Raw genomic sequence first — 23428 nt, 5'->3', positions numbered from 1 at the left:
CTCTGCGCGTCGCCGGTTGGCGCACGCTTCGATCGTTCCGTAGGCTCCTCGGCGGAGAACCGAAATCGAAACAACGCAACCGTGGAACCGAACCAACGCCGTCGTGAGGATTGCAAATCAAGGGCTAGCTTCTCGGTTATTGATACTAAGTGCGGTTCAAGCGCCCAGAGACTTTTTTGTCCATCTCTAAATCAAGTAGTTCAGCGAATTGTCGAGCGATGTCGCGCGGCGTATTGAACCACGCTGACGAGCGCGTGGACGGAATGATATCGCCCCGAACGTAATACTCATACAATGTTCGAATTGCAGCCATGCAGCCTTCCTGATCGCTTGCGAAGAGTCCGAGACCAGTCTCTTGAAGGACGCGATCGATGATGTTGGTCGATGTCCCCAGTGCCAGGATGCGCCGGCCGGCGCCTGCGTATTCAAATATTTTGCTTCCGGGATTTGCGTTCTCGATTGGGTCATCGTCATCGACCATGTTCAGAAGCAAGACCAATACCGCTGCCTTCCGCTGCGCCGTGAGGGCCACGCGTCTGTCGACGAGGCCATGCGCTCGCACTGCGTCGGCAAGTCCATATCTAGCTGCGCATTCGAGGGTGAGTTCCGGAGCATTGCCGTAGAAATCGAAACGAGCCGCGATGCCTGCGGCATCGTGCATTTCCTTGAGCCTCGCGACCGCCGAAAAGAGCAAGTCGGGGGTTCGCAGTTTCGGATAAAGCTGACCTGTGTAACAAAATCGAAAATCTGCTGGCCGAGAGTCTTCAATCGAGTCCCACATTGACGGGTCGCTGGCGTTGGGTATTACCTCGACATCTTGCCGCCCAAAGTTTTGCGACAGTCCAGCGGCGTGACCCTTTGTGACTGTGGTGACGCGAGCGGCGCCGCGCAGCAGCCACCTCTCCATTGCGTAGTATATTCGAAGCCGAGTAGGCCCGTAATACCTAGAGAAATGCGGCCCGTAAGGGCCCGACCAAAGATCTCGATAGTCGGCGACCCATGGCAATCGCAGTCGAGAAGAAACTATTCGGGCCAAAAAATGCACGTTTGGCGGCGGCGCGGAACTCAGCACGGCGTCGAAATGGGTGGTTCGCGCTATTGCAAACGCTCGAGCTAAGGCCGACGGCATCCACGCGCTATAGTCATCAGGAAATCTAATGATTGCTCTAGCCAGTGTGCGCACGCGCTCCTCGAGCGGGTGGCGCGAACGTCCGCGCGCGATTCCATCGGGTTGATTGCGATGTCTCGACGTAAACCACATAGGCTCCAGCACGGTTTCGACCCTACAGTCAAAGTCGGCCGATCCCGGATATTCCCGAGTGAGAACGACGGGCTCCCATCCGAACTCTTTCAAATATTCGGCAATATAACCCGTGCGTGCCGCCCCGGCTGCCGGCTGCGGCGGAAACCAATATGTGATGAAGAGGACCCGTTTCATATGGACCCAAGCCCGATTCGCTGCTTCGTCTGCTCTGCCTCCACGCTGTTGAATCGCACCCATCACCGATCGATCCTCGATCGAGAATTTATTTGATCATTTTTGCTATCATTCGAGCGTCACCATATTTCAAGTTTTTCGAGCCGTCATCGTGCTCAAGAAGTGATGTTAGTAGCAATAGTGCCGCTCAATCAATTCGGAGGAATCGTACCTCAGGTAGGGTAACGAACGATTCGACCTAAAATGGATCTCCTCTCCTACCGGTCACTTTCGATATGGCCAACCGGACGAGACCCGCGGCTCACAGTTACCGCGACGGTGTCCCCGCTAACAATCTATGCCATGTGTTTGCAAAGGTTGGCGTCCGAGGAAGCGGTCGAGGTCCGCGGTCGCCAGCCTTGGCGATTTTCAAAGAACGTACATTCACACTCACTCACGCGCCTTCGAATGGAAACGGTCATTCAATCGGTACTAGCGACGCCCAGAAACCGGCGCACATTCATGAGGGCGGACTTTGGATTCGTTCATTTATAGGCGGACATGAGAGCATCAGCGGTTCAAACGCATGGTCTAACTTGCCGGCTGCTCACCGATTTCGCCGAACTTAGGTTGCTTGCAAGCGAGTGGGAGAGATTGTGGGAGGCAAATCCCAACCGAGAGATATTCAGCAAGTTTAGCTGGATCGAATCGTGGTGGGAGGGCTACGGCGGGAATGCACTACTACTCACGCCAGTCGTTTACCACGACGGCAGGTGTGTAGGTATACTACCCCTATATATCGCGGAACGACAGCTTCGGTTCATCGGCGACCCGGCAGCGGACTATAACGATCTGGTATGTGACCCCAATAGGAAGGCTGACGTTCTTACCGCCGCGATCGATGCGTTGGACGAATCTCGGATCCCTTGGGAATCTTGCACTCTTCAAAACGTTCCTGAATCTTCGCTGTTACTGGGAGCGTCCAAGGACATGGCTTCTAGCTTGCAGGAACGCATTGTGTCGTCGGTTTCCGCCGTATGTCCGACTGTCTTGCTCGACGACAACCGTGCCGAGACGCTGAAGAGCATCCTTGGGAAAAGCACGGTCTCGCGACGGATAAAGCAACTCGAGAAGTTAGGCAGCCTGAAGTTTCGTCACCTCGACGACCGGGTTCAGGCTCGCGAACATCTGCCTTCGTTTTATGAACAGCATATCCGCTGTCGGACATTGGCTGGCATACGTAGTCAACTGCTCGATCAACAATCGAAGGTATTTTTCGAGGCTCTCGTCGACAACCTCGATCCTTCGAACGAGCTGCGCTTCGCCGTGTTGGAGTCGAATGACCGGCCCATCGCATATAACTTCGGCTTTCAGCTCGACGGCAAATTCCTCTACTATACGCCGACCTTCGACATCGAATTTTTCGACGTCTCACCCGGAGATGTATTGCTCCGATATTTGTTTGTCTATGCGCGAGATAGCGATATTCGGGAATTTGATTTTACCGTCGGAGACGAGACGTACAAAAGTCGATACGCAAATCATACCGATCACAACTATGCCGTGCTTCTCTATCCTCGGTCGACCAGCGGCCGGATCTCGCAGTTCGCGCACGCCGCTAAGGAGCATCTGCGATTGTATCCGTCCGCGTATCGGGCTACGAGGACCGCCGCCTCGGCGGCCAGCGAGTCCGCTTCGCGAATTGTTCGAGTGCTGCGACGCGAAGGAGCCGTTCGAGGCGCAGCGAGAGTCGCCGTGGCATTCCTTCGTTCAGCGATCTATGCGCGAGACGAAGTTCTTGTCCTCGAGCTAAAGAAGAAATACCTGACACCGGCGTCGCAGCCCCTGACGTTCCGCGTGGCGACATTGAGCGATCTCGCCGACGCCGCTGTCCGTCATCCGGAGTATCTTGGCGGCAATTCGCTGCACGATCTGAGAGAACGCATCAAGAAGGGCCACACGCCGTTTGTCGCTCTCGACGACGGCAATATCGTCCACATAGCATGGCTTCGGGTTGAAGAGCGAATTGTGACGTCCGAGCTTGGCGAAGACTTCGCGCTCGAACTCGGTCGACCCGTCGGAATCATTTACGATGCGTGGACGCCGCAGTTGGCGCGAGGCAGAGGCATCTACCCAGCCGTCGTCTCACTCATCGCCGAATATATCGAACTCATGGGGCTCGAACAATGGATCTACGTTCTTTCGGGCAACGTCGCTTCTAGGCGAGGCCTGGAGAAAGCCGGCATGGAAGTTCAGTATCGTATGATTCGATACACATGGTTTCACGCATTGCATCGCCGCGTCATTCTCAAGCCGACTCAGAACGAATGACGTGAGGCTCATAAGTCTCGCAACATGGGATTCGCCTTAAATCCATGGCTAGTGTCGAAGCAACCGAGATGACTCAACCTTTTGGTAATTCAGTTGGGTCGCCGTTGCGATTTGCCGCCATTTGCGATTCTGCTATGCTCGAGCGCTGGCAAGCGTCGACGTTGCGAGAACTCCTCCATGGGGTCTCCGAGCTGGCCGCTATCGTCGTCTTGGATCGTCAATCTCGAGATAGGCAATCGAGCGGCGGAATGCTTCGACGTTTCATGATGCCGCAGGAACGCGAGATCGCGAATTCCATCGATGACGTCTTTCGAAATCTTGATGTGTCGGTGCCTAAATACAGTATCGATCAGGACGACGAACTGTTGGAGCTCGGCCTTGACTTCATCCTGTACCTCGGCTTCGGTCCCTGCGACGCCAGGTCGGCGCGCATTGCTAAATACGGACTGTGGCGATTCCGCTTCGGCGACGTTTCAAAATACGAGAACTATCCGCCTGGTGTACATGAGGTCATCTCTGGCGATCCTGTGACCACCGCAGTCCTTTGCAGCCAGCATTTCGGCACTACAAGCGCGAAGGTGCTTCGCAGCGGCGTTTTCGCGACAATTCTGCACCAACCCAATGCTAACGCGGAGCAAATGCTTTCAGAGGTCACGCTATGGCCGGCATATGCTGCTGCGAATATCTGTCGCGGCCATCAAGACGATGCCGGTGATTTCATCGAACTGAAGAGCATCCCGCTTCCTCAACTCCCGAAGTTGGTGACGCAAGCGCGTCTTGCCTTGAGTCTGTTGACGAACAAAATCATGCGGCTGCCAAACCTTTTCTTCGACGACAGTTGGAACGTCGGCATTGTCGACGGGCCCATTCACGATTTCCTGCAGCCGGCTGCGCCTTGGCAAGCTTCTTGGTTTCCGAATGGCGATCCGAACCTTTACTGCGCCGACCCAATGGGGGCTATCGTCGACGGCAAACGATTGGTGTTGTGCGAGACGTACGACTTTAGAACTCAACTCGGATCTATCAGTGCGCTCGGTGTCGACGGTCGAGGCTGGACTCCAACCATCGCTCCGGCGCTCTCGCTCAAGGTTCACGCTTCGTATCCCTATCTTTTCAGAGCCGAAGATGTTCTGTATTGCGTTCCTGAGACGAGCCAAGCTCGCGATGCAGTGCTTTACAGATTTGCAAGCTTCGGTGACGGATTGCAGTACGAGAAATCTTTACTTCCGCAAGTGCCTTGCCTAGATCCCACGGTTTTCAAACATGAGGGGCTTTGGTGGCTGTTCTGTACTGACGCCACGGATGGCGAGCACTTGAAACTGCGGATTTGGTTCGCGCGGGACCTCCTCGGCGATTTCATGCCCCACCCTTTGAATCCGGTCAAGATCGATGTGCGATCGTCTCGACCGGCGGGCGCGCCATTCGTCCACGACGGCCGCTTGTTTCGACCAAGCCAGGATTGTTCGCGCACCTACGGCGGCGCCGTGACGATCAATGAGATCACGAAGCTCAGTCCAACGCGCTTTCAAGAACATGCGGTTGCCATCGTGAGGCCCGATCCCGGAAGCCCGTATAGATCGGGCGTTCACACGTTGTCTAGCTTCGGGGACCAGACTTTGATCGACAGCAAACGTATGATTTTCACAGGTAGAGGCATTCGAGAAAAAATGAGCGCAGCGGTTGCGCGCATATTGCGGCGATAAATCAAGTGCCATTTTAGACAGGGCGGACACAGCAGGAGCGTTGAAGAACCGCCTCTCGAATCAGAATGTCGCGAACAGCGCCGACGTAGCTCAGTTGGTAGAGCGACGGTTTCGTAAACCGTAGGTCGAGGGTTCAAATCCCCCCGTCGGCTCAGGCTCAGCCTCCCATCCCGCACATATCGTTGGGAACGAAAAAAGCGGTGCGGACGGCAATATGTGGTTCGCCGAGACGCAGTTGGATCAGATCGCCCGGATCACGCCGGCGGGGACCGTGACGGAAGTGAAGGTGAGCGGAACGCCGACGTCCGTGACGGCTGGTCCCGAAGGCAACATCTGGTTCACGCAAGAGAACCCTACGGCGATCGGGCGCATCAATATTCACCAGGCGCATCATCCGAGCGAGGCCACGGTTACCCGAGTACCCACGGCCGTTCATATGACATGAATTCGCAGAGTGAAATGAACAACATTACATTTCATCGGCGGTTCAGTCGTCGAGGGAACCTAGCGTCCCCGCCCTTAACTAAAGAGTATCCGCCGCAGATGACGGTCGGCTAGGTGATTCCCCCTCGGTCACCATCCACTCACGTTCGAGCGAGCGAAGTAACCGATGCGTAATCTCATGACCTGTCGCGCGCTGATTGCAGCCGCGGCCGCTGCTCTAATAGGCGGCTGCACGGGTGCTGCAACTTCAGCGCTTACCCCCAGAGCCGTGACGGCGCAGGGCGTCACGCCGGCCCTCAGAGAGCACTTTCCGGGTCCATTCTGGTTTGATATAGTCGCCCGCACGAATCTTCATTTCGCAAGCTTTTATGCGTGCCCGTTCAAAGGTGCTATCGAATACGTTTCCGATGCGTCGAACAACGTGATCTACGTCTACAACGGAAAATTCGCGGGTCAATCGCCGTGCGGACTCATAGCGTCGGCGTCGCTCTCCAGCCCGAGGGGATTGTTTGTGAATGCGGCGACTCACGATCTCTACGTGGCCAATTGGGGCGCTTCAAACGTCTTAGTGTTTCACAAAGCACGGACTTCGCCGTACAATACCTACTCGGATCCGACCGCACAAAATCCAAATGACGTCACGGTGACCGACGCTGGAATTGTCATCACCAGCAATGAAGAAGCGAGCGACCTCATCGAGCGGGGATCCATATCGACATGGATCGGGGGACTCAACGGCGGGACATTTGTCAGTAATTTTCCGATGACGAACGACTTTTTTGGCTTGTTCGTCACATTGAAGCAAAATGGTATGCTCTACTTCAACGATGTCGACGCCACATCGGGGATTGGCGCGTTGTGGAAGGTATCGTGTCCGGGCGGCGAGTGCGGCGCCCAAACTCAGATGGCGGGCATTTCTTTCGGGGATCCCGGCGGCATGGTATTCAACACTTCCGGGAAATTGTTGGTGAACGATTCGTTGGCCTCGGCGGTCGAAACGTTCAACCTGCCCAATCCACATCCGACGACAAAACATCTACCTTGCTGTCCGCTCGGGATGGCCCTAGACAATCTGCATGGGCACTGGTTCTACACTTCGTTTGCGTACGCCGCCGAATACTCGTACCCGGGCTTCGCGCTCATCGGCAAAGTGACCGGAAACAACGGCGCCATGTTCGGCATCGCGGTCGATCCGTAAAGAAGAGGGCACCTAAGGCGTTGGGATGATCGTGGTCGTCGGCTGTGCGTTCGGTCCCTGCGTGTTCACGCGCAACGGCGGTGCAGGCGGGTGCGAGAGCCAAGGCCGCCAGACGAACATAGCGACGATCACGACGACGAACGCGGCCGCCAAGACCAAGAATTGCGCGGACGCTCCGGTTTTTTGATCGCCGGCATCGCGGCTCGTGGTCGGTTCCTTCAAGCTATAAACCAGCTCTCTTGTCGCCGGCATCAGTATCGGTAGGAGAGAGACGCGGTGCGATGCCGCGTTTTTTTAATTCGTCCAACACGTCTTGCGGCAGCATCCCATCACCCGCTTCCGGACCGCCGGGGTCGGGGATGCCCATGTACTTGCGCATGCACACGGCGTGATCTTTATCGTATGGCACTTTATGGATCGGGCAGATCGGCATGACACATATCCTTGGGTGAGGGCCTCTTCTATATAGATACAACCCGCCCGCCGTCGATACCTAGCGCTCTCGTGCGAGCAGCGCTTGCGCCTGCTCGCGAGCTGCGGGGCCGTCTGTTTTCCCTAGTGCGAGTTGCTCGATGAATTCGAGGTGATCGGCCGCGTCAAGAACCTCTAGCGCCGTGCCGACCTCGCGTGCCAGGGCCCGGACCAACTCTCGCTCTTCAGGATCGAATGCTTCGGCATCGTCTCTGGCCCCGACGATGAGTGCGCCGATGAGACGGCGTTGAGCCGCAAGCGCGAAGCCATACCTGTCACCGGCCAGCGCTCCGGCAGTGCCGGCGAGGTCGACGTCTTTCAGGCCGGCGCGCAGATGAACGAACGCCGGATCATCACCGTCGACCATCTCCGGAAATGAAGTTCTCCCGCGCGCCGCCACATTGCGGTACGCGTCGAGGTGCTCGCGGTACACGCAGGCCGCCGAAGCGCGAAGCGATTCGCACACGACGCGCAACGCGCCGTCGAGCAAGACGGACGCGCTGCGCACGTACCGCGCCTCCTCGGTGAAGCGGCGGAGCGCGAGTTCGGCCCGGTGTTTGTCGCGGAAGAAGACTTGGTCGATGATGCTTTCAACGCGCTTAAAGCCGAAGTCGAACGAAAACGCGAGCGCCAGCGCGACGACCGACTGGACGATCACTCCCTCGTCGACCGGCAGCGTGAGCCTCTCGACGAAAGTGCTCACGAGCGCAAAGATCGCGAACACGGCAGTCGTGACGGTTGTGAAGACGATCGCGCGATTGATGACAAATCCGACGTCGATGATCCGGTGGCGAAGTATCGCGTATGCGTAGCCGATGGTGATCACGACGCTTGTGAGGACGGCCGCGCGGAACGACGGTACGACCAGCCACGTGACCACGCCCGAGAAGCCCACGATCGTCGACCAAAAAACCCAGCGCACGCGCTGCCGTTGCAGGCCGGTCGCCTTGACGAACGTCGTCGTGAGAACGCCGATCATCACGGCGAGCGCGATGATGAGCGCCGGATACCGCATCACATACAGCGCGGGTTCGAAGCATCCGTTGGTGGACCGGCCGATAGAAAAGTCGACGGCGTTTGCGATGAACAGCAACGAACTTGCACCGACCGCGATGCGGCACGCGGTCAGCACCCGTTCGCGGATCGCGCCGCGAGCGAGGTCTTCGAAGGTGAGGTACAGCGCGTAGGCGGAGATGCCGGCAAATATTTGCGCGAGCGCTTCGTAGAGATTGCGCGCGGCCGGCGAAAGCAACGCATCGCTGATGGGCAAGATCGCGATCGCGAAGAAGGCGCTGGCAATCCCATAGTGGAGCGATGCGATGTCGCGCCCTCGCCACAACAAGAACAGCCCGACGAGAAACGTGATCACTTTGACCGCGACGGACGGTGCCCAGTACGAGGCCGGTTCTGGTGTTTCGACCGACTCCACGAGTCGGGTCGTGCGGCCGTCTCGCAGCACGACCATCGAGGCCGAGTCGCCGACGGCGCTGCTGTCGTGCGTGGCAAGCACGCGTTCCGGCGGCGTCATCTGGTCGAGCATGAGGACATCGCCGGGCTGCAACAGCGTTCCGGGCCGCGCGTACGCGACTGAAGCGATCGTCAACGCGCAGCTTCCGGCCGGCGCGAATGTGGGTCCGGGTCCGCCTTCGCGGGGCAAGGACGCCAGTTGAATGCCCAGCACAAACGCCGCGAATATGGTGACGACCGCGGCGACTATAATGCGTCGGCTCACGCGGACGCATTCGCGCACCTCGAAATGTCGCCTCTCTATCGGCTCGCGCCCGCGCACGACGCGCGCGCCGTGCAGGATGGAACGCGTGACGGCACCTAAGTACGGTGGTCATCCGCTTCGCTGCCCGCTCTAGTTGGAGAAGCCGCCGCTATGCGCCGTTCACACTTGTTCATCGCTTTAGCCGCCGTGGCCGCGATCGGGTTGGCGGCCTGCACGAAAGTCAGCACCGAGACCGCAGCGCCAACCGGAGGCGGAGGAAATCCCCACACCGTCTCCGGGCTCCTGCGCTGGGGCGGTGTCGCCGAGCCGGACACCATGGACCCGGTGGTGGGCAATCAGCAGATAGAGATCGACCTCTCGATGTTCTGGGGCGGCTATCTTCTCAACTGGAGCGACGAGAACAAATTCGTGCCGGAGCTTGCCACCGACGAGCCCACCACGACGAACGGCGGCATCAGCGCCGACGGACTTGCGATCACCTATCACCTAAGACCGCATGTGAAGTGGCAGGACGGCGCACCGTTTTCCGCCGACGATGTCATCTACACGTATCAGCAAGTGATGAACAACGCCAACTTCGTGGGCAGCAGGGTCGGCTATTCAAATATCGCGTCTATCGACAAGAAGGACGATTTCACGATCGTCGTCCATTTGAAGAAGCGGTGGGCGCCGTTCGTCGCGACATTTTTCACGATGTCGAGCACCGCGTATCCCATCCTGCCCAAACACATCCTATCGAAGTACCCGGACATCAACAAGGTCGACTTCAACCGCATCCCGGTCGGCACAGGCCCTTTCAAGGTCGTGGAGTACGATAAGGGCCGCCTCATCAAGATGGTCGCGAATCAAGATTACTGGCGCGGCGCGCCCAAGATCCGCGAGATCGACTACGAGATCATCCCCGATGAGACCACCATCCTCACCCAATTGAAGACCGGCGAACTCGATTTCGAATACAACGCGCCCTCTTCACAAGCCGAGAGCCTCGCAGAGATTCCCGGCACGCACGTCTATCACACTCCCTTCACCCAGTACCGCCAGATCGCGCTGAATCTGCACAACCCGATTCTCGCCGACCTGCGCGTCCGCCGCGCCCTCGCCTATGCGATCAACAAGCACGATCTGATCGCGAAAATCTCACACGGTCTGTACATCCCGGCCGACACCGACCAGCCGCCGTTTCTTTGGGCGCACAACGCGAACGTGATGACCTACGACTACGACCCGGCCAAGGCGGCCGCACTTCTCGACGCGGCCGGGTGGACGATGGGCGGCGATGGCTTCCGTCACAAAAACGGCCAGACGCTCGAGCTAGGAATGACGGGCACGACGGGCGCCGCCGAGACGCGCAACTTGGAAGCGGTCGTGCAGGAACAATGGCAGGCGGTCGGCGTGAAGGGCGACGTGAAGAACGCCGATTCGGCGCTGATGTTCGCGAGCTACGGCGCGGGAGGCCTATTGCAGACCGGTAAGTACGACACGGGATTCTATTCGTGGATCAACGGCGTGGACCCGGACGATTCGGTCAACTTCATGTGCGACCAGTTCCCGTCCATGGGCGGGCAGAATCAGTACTTCTTCTGCGACCCGAAGTTGGACGCTGCCGAGCACATCGCGCTGAACGAGTACGATCCGGCCAAGCGCAAACCGGCCTACGACACGATCCAGTCGATCCTCGCCGAGCAAGTACCGACCATCTTCATCTGGTACGTCGCTCGTCAAGACATCGCCAACGTCGACCTCAGAGGCTATAAACCGGCGCACGCGGTCACGACGTTTTGGAACACGTGGGAGTGGAGCATCTGATGACCCTGCGGGCCGCCGCCTCGTGCGTCGCCATAGTTCTTTTGCTTTCGTCGTCGGCGTGCACGAAGATCTCCAGCACGACCGCGCCCCCCGCCGCGGGCACGGGCGTCTTGCGGATCGTCGGCGCGGGGTCGATGGACTCGCTCGTCCCCGAGCTCAGCAGCATACAGTCCGCCGTCGACCTCGGCATGTTGTGGGGCGCATGGCTTTACCTCGTGAACGATCGCGGCGACCTGGAGCCTGAACTCGCGACCGAAATCCCGACTCCGGCCAACGGCGGCATCAGTCGCGACGGCCGGACGATCACGTATCATCTCCGCACCGGGGTCAAATGGCACGACGGCGCCCCATTCGAAGCGCGCGACGTCATCTTCACGTGGCACGCGATCATGAGCGGGGACAATAACATCATCAGCAGATCCGGCTGGGACGACATCGCGAGCATGGTCGCCCCAGACCCACACACCGTCGTCGTGCACCTGGTCCATCCATATGCGCCGGCGATCGCCGAGTATTTCGGTCCCGGCCCGACGCCGATGTCCATTCTGCCGGCACATCTGCTTGCGAATCTGCACGACATCAATCACGCGGCGTACAACATCATGCCCGTCGGCACAGGACCTTTCATCGTCAAATCATTCGATCCGTCCAGCGGCGTCGTGTTGACCGCCAATCCGAACTATTGGCGCGGTCCTCCGCGCCTGCGCGAGATCGACTACCTGATCGTGCCCGACGCCAATACGCGCGCCGTGATGATGAAGACCGGTGAAGCCGATCTCTTTTATGATCCGCCAAGCTCGCTGAGGCAAGATCTGTCCACCATTCCGGGCGTGCACGTCCTGAACACCACATTCGCCGAATATTGGTACCTGGAGTTCAACACCCAGCACGCTCCGCTCGACGATGTCCGAGTGCGGCGCGCGATATCCATGGGCGTCGACCGCGACTACGTGGTCCGCACGGTCATGCGTGGCGCAGCGATTCCCGCTGAAGGTGACCAGTTGCCTGGAACGTGGGCTTTCGATCCGAACGTGCACACCGCGAAGTACGATCCCAAAGGCGCCGCTGCGCTGTTGAGCGCGGCAGGCTGGCTCCTTGGCCCGGACGGCGTCCGCCACAAAGACGGCAAAGCGCTTGCGCTGGTATTCGCGTACTCGTCGGGCAGGGGCGACTCGGTGCGGTTAGCGCCGGTTTTCCAAAACATGATGAAGCAGATCGGCATCGCGATCGAACTGAAGTCGTACCCGACCAGCCTTTTGGAAGCTGCGAAACAAGCGGGCGGGATCCTGAAGAACGGCAATTTCGACGTCGCGCACGACGGATGGATAGGCGGCGTCGACCCCGACGACGACACGTTGTTCGCGTGCGATCAGATTCCACCGGCGGGATACAACACGACCTTTTATTGCGACCCGCGCATCGACGCGCAATTGCACATCGGCATGACGAACTTCGATCGGTCCGTGCGAGCGGCCGCGTACTCGCGCATCGACGCGCTGCTGGCGCAGGACGCGCCGCTGGACTTCCTCTACTGGACCAAACGGCTGGATGCCGTTCGCGATACGCTGCATGGGTACAGGCCCGCACCGGCGGTGACGGAATTCTGGAATTCGTGGGAGTGGAGCATTTGAAGATAGAGCAAGCCGGTCGCGCGTTGCTGCTCGCATTGGCCATCGTCACGCCGGGATGCACAAAGGTCTCCACGCAGTCAGGCACGCCCGTCGCCGCCGGCAATCCTCACACCATTGCCGGTGTGCTGCGCTGGGGTCTGTTCAACGAACCCGACACGCTCAACCCGCTCGTCGGCACTTCGGCGATCGACGTCGACGTCTCGATGTTCTGGGCGGGCTATCTTTACAATTGGAACGACAAGAACGAGTACGAACCCGAACTCGCTGAGCGGGTTCCGACGTTGGCCAACGGCGACATCGCGCGCAATGGTCTTTCCATCGTCTACCACCTGCGGCGCGGCGTCAACTGGCAAGATGGCGCTCCGTTCACGGCCGACGATGTGATCTTCACGTGGCAGCAAGTCATGAATCCACGCAACTTCGTCGGCACCCGGCAAGGGTACGACGATATCGCCGCGATCGACAAGCGCGATGACCACACGATCGTCGTCCATCTCAAGAAGCCATACGCCCCGTTCATCGCAAGCTTCTTCACGATGAGCGCCACGCCCATCCCCATCCTGCCGAAGCATCTCTTGAGCCGCTATCAGGACCTTAATCGGGTCGATTTCAATCGCACGCCGGTCGGCACCGGCCCGTTCCGCGTCGTCTCCTACGAAAAAGGGCGGCTCATCAAACTGCTGGCGAATCCGTCGTATTGGCGCGGTGCGCCTAAGCTCAAAGAAGTCGATATATCCATCGTCCCCGATCAGAACACGCTGCTCACGCAACTGAAGACCGGAGAAATCGATCTCCAGTACCGGGCGCCGTCGTCGCAGGCGCCGAGCCTTGCGAACATCCCCGGCACGCGTCGCTATCTCACGCCGTTCACGCAGTACTCCCAGATCTACCTGAACAATGCGAATCCGATTCTCGCCGACGTCCGCGTGCGTCAGGCCCTTGCCTATGCGCTCGACAAGAAGCGCCTCTGCGACGAAGCGCTGCACGGCATCTACACGCCGGCCGACTCCGATCAACCGGTCTTCTCGTGGGCTTACGAGCCCGACGTCGCTCACTTCGGTTTCGATCCGGCCAAGGCCAACGCGGTGCTCGATCAGAGCGGCTGGCTGATGGGTGCGGACGGCATACGGACAAAGGACGGACGGCGGTTGGCGCTCGCCATCACCTATCCGTCCGGTTCGGTGGTCTCAACGACGATCGCCGCGATCGTGCAGTCGCAATGGAAGGCGATCGGCGTCGACATAACCTCGAAAAGCGTCGCTTCGCCGATCTTTTTCGCAAGCGCAGGCGAAGGCGGTACGCTGCAATCCGGCAAGTTCGACATCGCGCTCGGAGCGTGGATCAACGGCGCAGACCCCGACGACTCCACGCAGTACATGTGCGATCAAATCCCGCCGAACGGGCAGAACAACGATCGCTTCTGCGACAAACGTTTAGACGCCGCCGAGAAAATCGCGCTGACGTCGTTCGATCAGTCGGTGCGCAAGCGCGCGTACTCACAGGTGCAGAAGATCATCGCGCAAGAGTTGCCGAGCATCATCGTCGGATTCGCCGACGAGCAGGACGTGGCAAACGTCGACTTCGAGGGCTACAAACCGGCGCACGCCGCGACGGCGTTTTGGAATACGTGGGAGTGGAGCATCTGACGGCGTGACCGGAAGCGTCGCGTTCACGAACGCGCGTTTGGGCACGCCGGGCGGCCTCGTGCCGCGCGGCGCCGGCGTACTCGTGCGCGACGGCAAGATCGAGCGCGTGCTCGATGCCGCGCCGACGGGACTCGGAAGCGAAGTTGCCGTCGTCGATTGCCGCGGCGGCGCGCTCTATCCGGGCTTTCACGATTGCCACATGCACCTCACGGGTACGGGTCTCGCCTCGGGCGAGCACGACATCGGCGCGTGCCGCGACGTGCCCTCGATCCTGGCCCAAGTGGCGCGCCTGCGCGAACCGCTGATCTTCGCCGGATCATACGAGGATCATCGATTGGCCGAAGGAAGGCCGCCGCTGCGCAAAGAGTTGGACGCGGTCACCGGAGACCGGCCGTGCCTGCTTTCTCGCATCGATGCGCACTCGTGCGTGGTCAACAGCGCCGCGGCCGCGATGTTCGGCGTGAGCGAGAAAATCGGAGCCGAGAAAGACGACGACGGCGAACTCACCGGCCGGCTGTTCGAGGCCGCGAATTACTATGCGCAGAACGCGCTTTTTGCAGCGCTCCCGGTCGACTCGCTGCGCCGTGCGGACGAACGCGCGGCGCGCATCGCGCTTCGGGCCGGCATCACGACCGTGCACAACGTCATCGAAGGCGACGCGCCGCTCGACGCCTTACAGTCGATCTATCTCGCCAATGCCGGTCTGCCGCTGCGCGTGATCTCTAAGTCGTGCACGCACAGCGTCACGAAGGCTCGAAAGCTCGGCGGGAGGGTTTTCGGCGGCGACATCTTCTTGGACGGATCGATCGGATCGCGCACGGCTGCGGTCGGCGACGATTACTGCGACGATCCGCTCCGCGGGCACGGCAAGCTGTACGTCAACCGGGATCATCTGACAGAACTCTTCGATGAAGCCGCAGAAGCCGGCTTGTCGCTCGGCGTTCACGCCATCGGGGATCGCGCGATCGAAGAGGCGATCGCTTCGTGGGAAGCGGTGATCGCCAAGCGCGGCCCATTGCCGGGATTGCGGCCGTCGATCGATCACTTCGAAATCGCGCGTCCGGACCAGATCGCGCGCGCGGCGCGATGCGGTCTGCTCCTTTCCATGCAGCCTGCTTTCGACTATCTGTGGGGCGGAGACGACGGGATGTACGCAAAGCGCCTCGGCTCCGGGCGCGCCCTCGAGATGAATCTGTTCGCCAGCGCGCGGCGCGCCGGATGCGTCGTGTGCGGCGGCTCCGACAGCCCGGTGACGAAGCTATCCTCCCTCCTAGGGATCCACAGCCTGGTCAACCATCACGTTGCCGCCGAACGCTTTTCCATCGACGATGCGTTGCGAGCGTACACGTCCGACGCCGCCATGCTGGCCTATGAAGAACGCGAGCGTGGCACGATCGCCCCCGGCATGGCAGCCGACTTCGCGATCCTAGACCGGCCGATAGACGCCGTCGCGCCGACTGAGATCAAGGACCTCAAGGTGACCATGACCGTGGTTGCGGGCGACGTCCGCTACGATGCCGGCGCCACCTGACGCCATGCCAGAACGCGTCATCGATCTTCGATCCGACACCTTGACCAAGCCCTCGCAGAAGATGCGATCGGCGATGGCTGCCGCCGATGTCGGTGACGATGTCTACGACGAAGACCCGACCGTGCATCGCCTTGAATCCGAGTGCGCTCGGACGCTCGGCACCGAAGCCGCCCTCTTCGTCACAAGCGGCACGCAAGCCAATCTCGTGAGCGTACTCTCGCATTGCGGGCGCGGCGATGAGATCATCGTCGGCGATGAGGCCCACATTTTTTATTACGAACTGGGCGGTGTGTCGGCCCTCGGCGGCGTGCACGTGCGGGAAGTCCCCAACCACGACGGCATATTGGACCCCGGCGAAGTCGAACGCGCTATCCGAGGGCGCGATGTCCATTCACCGCCGACAAGGCTCGTTTGTTACGAGAACACGCACAACCGCGGCGGCGGTCGCGCGCCGAGCGCCGCGCAGTTCAAGGCCGTTGCCGACGTGGCGCATGCGCGAGATATCAAAGTGCACCTCGACGGTGCCCGCCTTTTCAACGCCGCCGTCGCATTGAACGTCAGCGCGGCTGCTCTGTGCGCGGATGCCGATTCGGTGAATATCTGTTTTTCAAAAGGTTTGGGAGCGCCGATCGGTTCGGCGGTTGCAGGATCGCGTGACTTCATCGCGCAGTGCCGGCGCTATCGCAAGATGGTCGGCGGCGGCATGCGCCAAGTGGGCGTGCTGGCCGCCGCGGCGCTCGTCGCGCTCGAAGACGGACCCAAGCGGCTGCACGAGGATCACGCCAACGCGCGATCGTTCGCGGAGTCGCTTGCAAGCAGCGGCAAGTTCGATTGCGACCCGGCGAGCGTGCAGACCAACATCGTCTTGTTCGCTCCGCGCGGCGCATCGCTGCCCGGATTGCACGCGGCTTGGCGAGCTGCGGGCGTTGCCGTCAACGACGTGGGCGGCGGCCGCTTCCGCGCAGTCACGCACCTCGACGTCTCTCGCGCCGACGTCCTCGAAGCCGCAGATCGCCTCGCAAGCGTCTCTTTGTAGGAGGGCCATTGTACTAGGGCAAGCATCGCTTGCCCAATTGGGTGAGCGTTGCTCACCCTAGTACGGGTTGCTCACCCTCCTACAAAATCAGATGGGCGAGCGATGCTCGCCCCTACGGCGATGCGTAGCGCTCGGTCACTTCGCGGGCACACGCCATCACTTTCGCTCGAAGCTCGGCAGGTTCGAGCACCTCCACCCGGCCGCCGTGTGCGAGCACATCGCCGAGCGCGATTTCGGGCCCCGGATAGCTGACGTGCGCAACGCTGCCGTCGGCATCGAAGCGAGCCTCGAACCACTCCAATGCTTCGCGAACTCGCGCGGAATTGACGTGAAGAAGAAGCTTGACCGGATATTTCGGCGTGCGGTCCGCAAGCGCGGCGCTCCAGTCGCGCCAGAATTGCTCGAGGTTGAAGTCCGCCGGCCACGCGAATCGCTCGTCCGTGACGCGCACGTCGATGATCCGCTCTGCGCGGAAGACGCGCATCTCGGCGCCGGATTGTGCCACGAGGTACCAAATGCCGGCCTTGGCGACGAGGCCGAGCGGCTCGATCATCCTGCGGGTGACTTTTCCGGCACGGTCGCGATAGTGAAGCTCGACGCGCAGGTCTTGCCAAATCGCCCGCTGCAGCGACGCGAGATGTTCGCGCGGCTGCTCCGCCTGCACCCATCGCTTTGCATCGATATAGATGCGGCCGCGCGCGCGCTCCGCCGAGCGGCGCTTGGTCTCGGGCAGGGCGCCGGCCAGTATCTCGAGCGATCGGGCCAAGCTGCCGCCAAGGCCGAGGTCGGCGATGGGATTGGACGCCGAAATGAACAGCGCGCGCACTTCCTGGTCGCCCAGGTTGGTCAATGCGGCCCGATAGCCCGCGGCGAGGACGATGCCGCCGCGCGACCCCCGCTCGGAGAACACCGGCACGCCGGCCGCGCTTAGCGAATCCACGTCGCGGTAAACCGTGCGCTCCGAGACTTCCAGCTCCCTGGCGACCGCGCGGGCGGCGAGCCGCCCCCGCGCCTGCAAGAGTAGAAGCATCGCCAAGAGCCGGTCGCTTTTCATATCCTCATATTACCACAATACTTGACAGCCTTTGTCAAGTATGCCGGGGTAGGATTGTGGTACCCCTCAACGAGATTTCGAAACGAAAGAGAGCCCGCCTATGGGCACGAGCACACAAAAAGCGCCGGCGGGGCGCGAGTTGTTCCAATCACTGGAAGTCTACTTGATCCGCTCCGGATATGAAGCGATCATGTCCGAGCCTGCGGCCTCTCCGCCGGCGAGCGGGTCTGAAGCCGACACCACCGGCGACTAGTCGCCCTTCTCACTTTTTCCAAGCACGAAAGCGAGCGAATACATGAGCGCAACGAAACAGGCGATCGCCATAAAGGGCATCGACGTCACGACCTATCTTGTCAAAGAGCCGCAACGCGCAATCGCTTTTTGGCGCGATGTCATGGGTTTGCCCGTCCTCTACGAAGCCGAGCAAGGCGCCGAGTTCGAGCTGGCGGACGGCACGACATTTGGTCTCTGGCGTATGGACGACGGTTCTTGGCATCCAGGACATGGAGTCATGTTCCACGTCGACGATGCGCGCGCGGCTGCCGATCACTTTCGATCTCGAGGTGCGCAGATCGCCGAACACATCGAAGAAAACGGGCCGTGCTTCATGGCGTTCGGAGAAGATACCGAAGGCAACCATTTCATCTTGCATCAGGTGAAGTCGTAATGGAAATGTTCTGGGGTCAGCCGCTCTGGTACGGCCGTCGACCGATGTCGGCGGCCACGTGAACCCGGCGGCTAGCGGGCGTCCACACCGATAAGGCCCAAGCGGTCGAGCGCGGTGTAAATGGCCGCGACGTGGCTCTGCACGTAGATCTCGCCCGAGCGGACGCGCGCGATCACGTCGGCCACGGGCAAGAGCACGGTTTCGATGTCCTCGGTCACGTCGGGCGCCGCCGTGCCGGCGGGCGTCGCGTCACGGGCTAGAAACAAAAACAAACGCCCCGTTGAGCTTGTCGGATCGGCCGCGAACTCTGCGATCAACTCGAAGGACGGCGCCACGTAACCCGTCTCCTCCTCAAGTTCGCGGGCCGCACAAGCAGCGGGATCTTCGCCCGGCTCGAGCGCTCCCGCCGGCAGTTCCAGCACGACGTCGCCGATGCCATGCTTGTATTGGCGCGTCATGACGACATGCCGCTCGGCTGTGAGCGCGAATATGACGCTGAATCCGTCGTGGACGCGGACGTAGTATGGTTCGATCACCGAGCCGTGAGGAAGCCTGCACGCGTCGCGGCGCAGATTGTACCACGGGGACTCGATCACGAGCTCCGACGAGATGATTTCCCATTTGCGTTTTGCCATCGTCTACCGTCGTCAACCCTTGGCCGCGGCCGGCGGCATTTCCCGGGACGACTTAGAGCCGAGCATCGTTTTGCACATGGATTACGTAATCAAAAAAGAGCGGCTGCCGTTCGCCCTGCGGCAGTTGCTCTAATCGTTGGAAGCGCCGCGGAATCGGCGGGAAAATTACGATGCCTTGAAGTTGGTGGATTCCAGCACGGCGATCAATTCAGCGCGGGGATTCTGTTCGCCGTTCCAAGTGGTTCGAAGTCTGCGCACCGCTTCGGCAAGATCCGGGCGGTGATAGAGTTCGGTGAGCCAACGTTCGAAATCGCCATTGGCGAAGTGTCGTTTGACGTCATCGGCCTGCAAGTGACGCAAGTGGTCCGCTAAAGCATGCGTGTCGTCGGTGCGAAGTGCAAACCAACTGACCGGCCCGCTGTCTGGCGAACCGTCACCGCCGGAATGAAAAACGCGATCCTTCACAACTGACGACTTTCTTCCCGAATCACTCTTGCGCTCCTATTACTTACCCATAGACAGAAGTGAATTACCTCGTCCGGAGTCCTCGCTTTGGGTGTCCTAAAGTCCCGTCGCGCATTCAAAGTGACCGCGCTCACGGTGGCCAAACGAGGGTTCCCCTGGCTTGAGAGCCGGCGACTGCTGCGTCCGTCTTTCACACCAAGATCGGGCGTACGTCAAAAGCTCAGCCGCGCCGGATGCGCTCACTCCAAAGCCGACAAGCATACGACGGGTGCAGGGCTAGCTGCGTTACAAGACGTCTCCGGAATTTGGTGTCCCGCGGCTAGTGACGAACGTCGAAGGCCACGCCGCTGGTGCATCCAACCGATACCCTTGTAATGAGTGGTTCGCTCCTAGAAGTCGAGTCGCTGACCAAACGCTTTGGCGCCACGGTCGCGGTCAACGAGATAACATTTCGCGTAGAGCCCGGCGAGATTTTCGGATTTCTCGGACCAAACGGCGCCGGCAAGACCACGACGATAAGAATTCTGACTGGACTATTGCGTCCGACTGCCGGCCGGGCGGTTCTCGGCGGCTTTGACATCGTGAAACGGCCGGAAGCCGCGAAGCGCATGTTCGGCTACGTTCCCGACGAGCCGAATCTTTACGGCAAGCTGACGCCCGTGGAGTTCCTCAACTTCATCGGCGATGTCTACGGCATGGACCCGAAACGAAAGCGCGCGCGCATCGGCGAGCTGCTCGACCTCTTCGAGCTCACGTCGGCCGCCGGAGAGCTGCTCGAAGGGTTCTCGCACGGCATGAAGCAGAAAGTCGCGCTGTGCGCCGCGCTCTTGCACGAACCGCGCATCTATTTCCTCGACGAACCGACCGTGGGGTTGGATCCGAAAAGCGCGCGTTTGCTCAAGGACATCTTGCGCGCGGTCACGCGCGCCGGCGGCGCGGTGATGATGTCCACGCACATCATGGAGATCGCGCAAGGACTATGCGACCGCGTGGCGATCGTCGATCACGGCCGCATCGCAGCCATCGGAACCGTCGACGAACTGCGCGCTCTGCGCGGCGATGCCACTCTTGAGGATGTCTTTCTCAACATCACCGGCGGCGAGCCCGGCGAAGCCGCATCCGGCGATCGTCTGCGGAGCATCGTCGCGGGTTCGCGTTGATACTATTCACGCCGGCAGGCACGATGCGCCGCCGATCCGCGGCCTCGCAGACATGGCTGCTCGTCGTCAGACTCCTGCAGATCCGGATATTCGCCGCGCGACGCGAGTGGTCGAACTCCACCGTGCACGCGGCCGCGATGATAGCTGGCGGCGTGCTGTTCAGCCTCATCTTCATGGGCACGTACGTCGGTACGCGCGCGCTCGATGCGGCGGGCGCAAGCGGACTGCTGGCAACCGTCCCCGCGTGGGCATTCCTCGTCTATCTTCTCACCGACATCGTCATCGCATTCGGGCAAGCGCTCGGCGACCTCTACGCGTCTACGGACATGCCGCTGCTCTTGGCGTTGCCGGTTCGTATTCCAGCGCTGGTCTCGGCGAAGTTCGTGCTCGGCGTCGTGCAAAACGAACTCTACATCCTCGCGTTCGTCTTACCGTTCGTTCTCGGCTACCTCGCCGCATTGGGCGCGCCGTGGATCGCGTATCCGGCGATGATCGTCGGCATCACGGTATTCCCGGCGATTCTGTATGCCGCGCTCGTCGTGGTCACGATTCTCGCGCTGCGCGTCATACCCGCGCGCTTGGCAAAAGAAGGTCTGTGGCTCGTCGGCGCCGTCGTGCCGACGGTCTTTTGGATCGCGATGTTCTACCGCGTGTCTCACATCACGGGCGATGTCGCCACGATGAGCTTACCGCCGCCGCCATCGTGGTTGCCGAGCACGTGGCTCGGTTGGGGGCTTTCCGCATTCGGCGGCGTGGGCACCGGAGGCTCTGCAGCCGGCCTGGGCTGGACCGCCATGCTCCTATTCGAGACGTTCGCCATTTGCCCGCCGGCCCTGTGGCTGGTATCGCGGTCATTCGCACGCGGCTGGAGCGATTCGTTCGCCGGGGGCATACGGCGCGTAGCCGAACCGCTGGCCGGCGTCGGGCCGCGGCATTCGCGCATCGTGGCGCTGGTGACGAAAGATCTCACGACGTTCCTGCGCACGCCGCAGCTCTGGTTCAATCACATCGGAGCGCTGATGTTCGTCGTCTATCTGCTCATCGGGCACGCCGTGCAAACGCCGATCTTCCCGCTCACCGTGCAGCTCGCGATGGTGCAGATCGGCTTTGTGGCCGTTCTCGGCGCCGTCACGCCCGGCATGACGTCGCTCTCTCTCGAACACGCGGCGATCTGGGTCTTGAAGTCGTCGCCGCTGCGGGCGCACGAGGTGCTCGTCGCAAAGGTGCTCGTTCCGTTCGGCCAAACCGCGACGATCGCCGCGATAGGCGGCGGCTTGTTGTCGGCCGGATATGGTTTCAATCTGCCGCAGAGCTTTGCAGTCGTAGGCTTTGGCGTGATCATGGCCGCGTGCTCGATCAGCCTGGGCGTCGCGTTTGACACGAGCCACCCATCGTTCACATGGGAAAACCCGAACTCCATCAATCGCGGACCGCGCATGGTCATACCATTTCTCAACGGTCTCGGAATGCTTGTCGTCTGCGGCGCCGCGTTGTGGCTGACCAGACTGACTTTGCACGGCACGACCGGCGCTCTCGTCGGCCTGGCCGCGAGCCTCGTGCTCACCAGCATCGCCGTTTGGGAGACGCTGGGCCGCGCCAGCCGCAATCTTTCGGCGCTCGAAGTGTAGCACGCTGCGCGCCGGCCGGGGGTAACGACCGGTTTCGCTCGCGAATGTTTCCCACATGCAAGAATCAGTATCGGCGATGAACGTCATCATCGACGACTCCGCGCCCGTCGCGACCCTCACGCTCAATCGCCCCTCCAAGCGCAATGCGTTATCGCTCGGACTCATGCGCGAACTAACGGCGGCGCTGCGCACGCTCGAGCACGCGCCAGGTGTGCGCGCTGTCGTGCTCAACGCTCGCGGCAGCGTATTCTCAAGCGGTCACGATCTCGCCGAGTTCCCAGGTCGCGACCTTGCGTTCTATCGCGAATTGTTCGACGCGTGCACGGTATTGATGGAGACGATTCAAGCCATTCCCCAGCCGGTGATCGCGCAGGTGCACGGCATCGCGACCGCTGCCGGTTGTCAGCTCGTGGCATCCTGCGATCTGGTGGTCGCCGCGGAGTCCGCCACGTTTGCGACTCCCGGGATCAAGATCGGCCTATTCTGTTCCACGCCGATGGTCGCATTGAGCCGGGCCGTGCCCGCCAAACTCGCCATGCAGATGCTGCTCACGGGCGATCCGATCAGCGCTCAGCAGGCGCTTGCGGCGGGCCTGGTCAACGTGGTGGCGCCGCTCGACGCACTAGACGCCGCAACCGCCGATCTCGCGGCCCGGGTCGTGCGCTTCAGCCCGTACGTGACCGGACTCGGGAAGCAGGCGTTCTACCGCCAACGCGATCTGCCGCAACACGAAGCGTACGAATATACAAAGGAAGTCATGTCGCGCAACGCCGACGCCGAAGCCGCCCGCGAAGGCATCGGCGCATTTCTGGAAAAACGTTCGCCGAACTGGTAGATAGTGCGAGGAATTGGATAACGTGCGACGTCTGTTGC

At 60.7% G+C, this 23428-nt stretch carries 22 protein-coding genes and 1 tRNA gene; 16 read left to right on the top strand and 7 right to left on the bottom strand.

The window, feature by feature from the left end; all coding sequences use genetic code 11:
- Nucleotides 1-145 precede the first annotated feature (145 nt).
- Nucleotides 146-661: a hypothetical protein gene (locus VII69_10940; protein HEY5095623.1), complete on the bottom strand. Its 516-nt coding sequence runs from the start codon at nucleotides 659-661 to the stop codon at nucleotides 146-148.
- A 1746-nt stretch (nucleotides 662-2407) separates the two neighbouring features.
- Here VII69_10940 and VII69_10935 point away from each other — a divergent pair.
- From VII69_10935 to VII69_10915, 5 genes are all read left to right on the top strand, one after another.
- Entirely contained in the window at nucleotides 2408-3748 is a 1341-nt protein-coding gene (locus VII69_10935) for a GNAT family N-acetyltransferase (GenBank protein ID HEY5095622.1), read from the top strand.
- 248 nt (nucleotides 3749-3996) lie between these two features.
- Nucleotides 3997-5451, top strand: coding sequence for a hypothetical protein (locus VII69_10930; GenBank protein ID HEY5095621.1), 1455 nt, complete (start codon nucleotides 3997-3999; stop codon nucleotides 5449-5451).
- 79 nt (nucleotides 5452-5530) lie between these two features.
- Nucleotides 5531-5603: transfer RNA gene (locus VII69_10925), tRNA-Thr, on the top strand.
- Nucleotides 5604-5665: 62 nt separating this feature from the next.
- Nucleotides 5666-5896, top strand: a complete 231-nt coding sequence (locus VII69_10920; protein ID HEY5095620.1) for a hypothetical protein — start codon at nucleotides 5666-5668, stop codon at nucleotides 5894-5896.
- A gap of 177 nt (nucleotides 5897-6073) precedes the next feature.
- The gene (locus tag VII69_10915) at nucleotides 6074-7093 is read left to right on the top strand and encodes a hypothetical protein (protein ID HEY5095619.1); all 1020 of its coding nucleotides are present in this window, start codon (nucleotides 6074-6076) and stop codon (nucleotides 7091-7093) included.
- 12 nt (nucleotides 7094-7105) lie between these two features.
- Here the strand turns inward: VII69_10915 and VII69_10910 are convergent, their stop codons facing one another.
- From VII69_10910 to VII69_10900, 3 genes are read right to left on the bottom strand one after another with little or no spacing between them, the layout of a single operon-like run.
- A complete protein-coding gene (locus VII69_10910) occupies nucleotides 7106-7315 on the bottom strand; it encodes a hypothetical protein (protein ID HEY5095618.1) in 210 nt (69 codons plus the stop codon).
- A gap of 1 nt (nucleotide 7316) precedes the next feature.
- Nucleotides 7317-7526, bottom strand: a complete 210-nt coding sequence (locus VII69_10905) for a hypothetical protein (protein ID HEY5095617.1) — start codon at nucleotides 7524-7526, stop codon at nucleotides 7317-7319.
- A gap of 60 nt (nucleotides 7527-7586) precedes the next feature.
- A complete protein-coding gene (locus VII69_10900) occupies nucleotides 7587-9296 on the bottom strand; it encodes a GAF domain-containing protein (GenBank protein ID HEY5095616.1) in 1710 nt (569 codons plus the stop codon).
- A gap of 150 nt (nucleotides 9297-9446) precedes the next feature.
- Between VII69_10900 and VII69_10895 the strand changes: the two genes are divergently transcribed.
- Genes VII69_10895 through ltaE form a run of 5 tightly spaced genes read left to right on the top strand, consistent with a single transcriptional unit; the run spans nucleotide 9447 to nucleotide 16946 of the window.
- Entirely contained in the window at nucleotides 9447-11102 is a 1656-nt protein-coding gene (locus tag VII69_10895) for a peptide ABC transporter substrate-binding protein (protein ID HEY5095615.1), read from the top strand.
- A complete protein-coding gene (locus VII69_10890; protein ID HEY5095614.1) occupies nucleotides 11102-12733 on the top strand; it encodes a peptide ABC transporter substrate-binding protein in 1632 nt (543 codons plus the stop codon). The genes VII69_10895 and VII69_10890 overlap by 1 nt, the downstream gene beginning before the upstream one ends.
- Nucleotides 12730-14379, top strand: coding sequence for a peptide ABC transporter substrate-binding protein (locus VII69_10885; GenBank protein HEY5095613.1), 1650 nt, complete (start codon nucleotides 12730-12732; stop codon nucleotides 14377-14379). Before VII69_10890 ends, VII69_10885 begins: the two co-directional genes overlap by 4 nt.
- Before the next feature lie 4 nt (nucleotides 14380-14383).
- Nucleotides 14384-15910, top strand: coding sequence for an amidohydrolase (locus VII69_10880; protein ID HEY5095612.1), 1527 nt, complete (start codon nucleotides 14384-14386; stop codon nucleotides 15908-15910).
- A gap of 4 nt (nucleotides 15911-15914) precedes the next feature.
- A complete protein-coding gene (ltaE, locus tag VII69_10875; protein ID HEY5095611.1) occupies nucleotides 15915-16946 on the top strand; it encodes a low-specificity L-threonine aldolase in 1032 nt (343 codons plus the stop codon).
- A gap of 112 nt (nucleotides 16947-17058) precedes the next feature.
- Here the strand turns inward: ltaE and VII69_10870 are convergent, their stop codons facing one another.
- On the bottom strand, nucleotides 17059-18000 hold the full coding sequence (locus VII69_10870) for a YafY family protein (GenBank protein HEY5095610.1): 942 nt from the start codon (nucleotides 17998-18000) through the stop codon (nucleotides 17059-17061).
- Nucleotides 18001-18100: 100 nt separating this feature from the next.
- Here VII69_10870 and VII69_10865 point away from each other — a divergent pair, with 100 nt between their 5' ends.
- Nucleotides 18101-18253 carry a hypothetical protein gene (locus tag VII69_10865; GenBank protein ID HEY5095609.1) on the top strand — a complete coding sequence of 51 codons (153 nt, stop codon included), beginning with the start codon at nucleotides 18101-18103 and terminating at the stop codon, nucleotides 18251-18253.
- A gap of 42 nt (nucleotides 18254-18295) precedes the next feature.
- Entirely contained in the window at nucleotides 18296-18667 is a 372-nt protein-coding gene (locus VII69_10860) for a VOC family protein (protein HEY5095608.1), read from the top strand.
- 71 nt (nucleotides 18668-18738) lie between these two features.
- Here the strand turns inward: VII69_10860 and VII69_10855 are convergent, their stop codons facing one another.
- Nucleotides 18739-19302 (bottom strand): NUDIX hydrolase, encoded by a 564-nt coding sequence (locus tag VII69_10855; GenBank protein ID HEY5095607.1) that lies wholly within the window; start codon nucleotides 19300-19302, stop codon nucleotides 18739-18741.
- Between VII69_10855 and VII69_10850 the strand changes: the two genes are divergently transcribed.
- Nucleotides 19289-19435 (top strand): hypothetical protein, encoded by a 147-nt coding sequence (locus tag VII69_10850; protein HEY5095606.1) that lies wholly within the window; start codon nucleotides 19289-19291, stop codon nucleotides 19433-19435. The genes VII69_10855 and VII69_10850 overlap by 14 nt on opposite strands.
- Nucleotides 19436-19467: 32 nt before the next feature.
- Here the strand turns inward: VII69_10850 and VII69_10845 are convergent, their stop codons facing one another.
- Entirely contained in the window at nucleotides 19468-19767 is a 300-nt protein-coding gene (locus VII69_10845) for a hypothetical protein (protein ID HEY5095605.1), read from the bottom strand.
- 374 nt (nucleotides 19768-20141) lie between these two features.
- Here VII69_10845 and VII69_10840 point away from each other — a divergent pair, with 374 nt between their 5' ends.
- From VII69_10840 to VII69_10830, 3 genes are read left to right on the top strand one after another with little or no spacing between them, the layout of a single operon-like run.
- Nucleotides 20142-20927, top strand: a complete 786-nt coding sequence (locus tag VII69_10840; protein ID HEY5095604.1) for an ABC transporter ATP-binding protein — start codon at nucleotides 20142-20144, stop codon at nucleotides 20925-20927.
- A 23-nt stretch (nucleotides 20928-20950) separates the two neighbouring features.
- On the top strand, nucleotides 20951-22555 hold the full coding sequence (locus tag VII69_10835) for a hypothetical protein (GenBank protein ID HEY5095603.1): 1605 nt from the start codon (nucleotides 20951-20953) through the stop codon (nucleotides 22553-22555).
- Nucleotides 22556-22610: 55 nt separating this feature from the next.
- A complete protein-coding gene (locus tag VII69_10830; GenBank protein ID HEY5095602.1) occupies nucleotides 22611-23390 on the top strand; it encodes an enoyl-CoA hydratase in 780 nt (259 codons plus the stop codon).
- Nucleotides 23391-23428 lie beyond the last annotated feature (38 nt).

The organism is Candidatus Eremiobacteraceae bacterium (assembly GCA_036511855.1).
GTDB lineage: Bacteria > Vulcanimicrobiota > Vulcanimicrobiia > Eremiobacterales > Eremiobacteraceae > JABCYQ01.
Note: the sequence above shows the minus strand (reverse complement) of the source record. Positions and strands in the feature narration are given on the sequence as shown.

Excerpts from the sequence above, each read along its gene's own strand:
- VII69_10940 (HEY5095623.1), bottom strand. The coding sequence starts at position 661 with ATGCACGATGCCGCAGGCATCGCGGCTCGTTTCGATTTCTACGGCAAT.
- VII69_10935 (HEY5095622.1), top strand. The coding sequence starts at position 2,408 with ATGGCTTCTAGCTTGCAGGAACGCATTGTGTCGTCGGTTTCCGCCGTA.
- VII69_10930 (HEY5095621.1), top strand. The coding sequence starts at position 3,997 with ATGCTTCGACGTTTCATGATGCCGCAGGAACGCGAGATCGCGAATTCC.
- VII69_10920 (HEY5095620.1), top strand. The coding sequence starts at position 5,666 with ATGTGGTTCGCCGAGACGCAGTTGGATCAGATCGCCCGGATCACGCCG.
- VII69_10915 (HEY5095619.1), top strand. The coding sequence starts at position 6,074 with ATGACCTGTCGCGCGCTGATTGCAGCCGCGGCCGCTGCTCTAATAGGC.
- VII69_10905 (HEY5095617.1), bottom strand. The coding sequence starts at position 7,526 with ATGCCGATCTGCCCGATCCATAAAGTGCCATACGATAAAGATCACGCC.
- VII69_10895 (HEY5095615.1), top strand. The coding sequence starts at position 9,447 with ATGCGCCGTTCACACTTGTTCATCGCTTTAGCCGCCGTGGCCGCGATC.
- VII69_10890 (HEY5095614.1), top strand. The coding sequence starts at position 11,102 with ATGACCCTGCGGGCCGCCGCCTCGTGCGTCGCCATAGTTCTTTTGCTT.
- ltaE (HEY5095611.1), top strand. The coding sequence starts at position 15,915 with ATGCCAGAACGCGTCATCGATCTTCGATCCGACACCTTGACCAAGCCC.
- VII69_10870 (HEY5095610.1), bottom strand. The coding sequence starts at position 18,000 with ATGAAAAGCGACCGGCTCTTGGCGATGCTTCTACTCTTGCAGGCGCGG.
- VII69_10865 (HEY5095609.1), top strand. The coding sequence starts at position 18,101 with ATGGGCACGAGCACACAAAAAGCGCCGGCGGGGCGCGAGTTGTTCCAA.
- VII69_10860 (HEY5095608.1), top strand. The coding sequence starts at position 18,296 with ATGAGCGCAACGAAACAGGCGATCGCCATAAAGGGCATCGACGTCACG.
- VII69_10855 (HEY5095607.1), bottom strand. The coding sequence starts at position 19,302 with ATGGCAAAACGCAAATGGGAAATCATCTCGTCGGAGCTCGTGATCGAG.
- VII69_10840 (HEY5095604.1), top strand. The coding sequence starts at position 20,142 with ATGAGTGGTTCGCTCCTAGAAGTCGAGTCGCTGACCAAACGCTTTGGC.
- VII69_10835 (HEY5095603.1), top strand. The coding sequence starts at position 20,951 with ATGCGCCGCCGATCCGCGGCCTCGCAGACATGGCTGCTCGTCGTCAGA.
- VII69_10830 (HEY5095602.1), top strand. The coding sequence starts at position 22,611 with ATGCAAGAATCAGTATCGGCGATGAACGTCATCATCGACGACTCCGCG.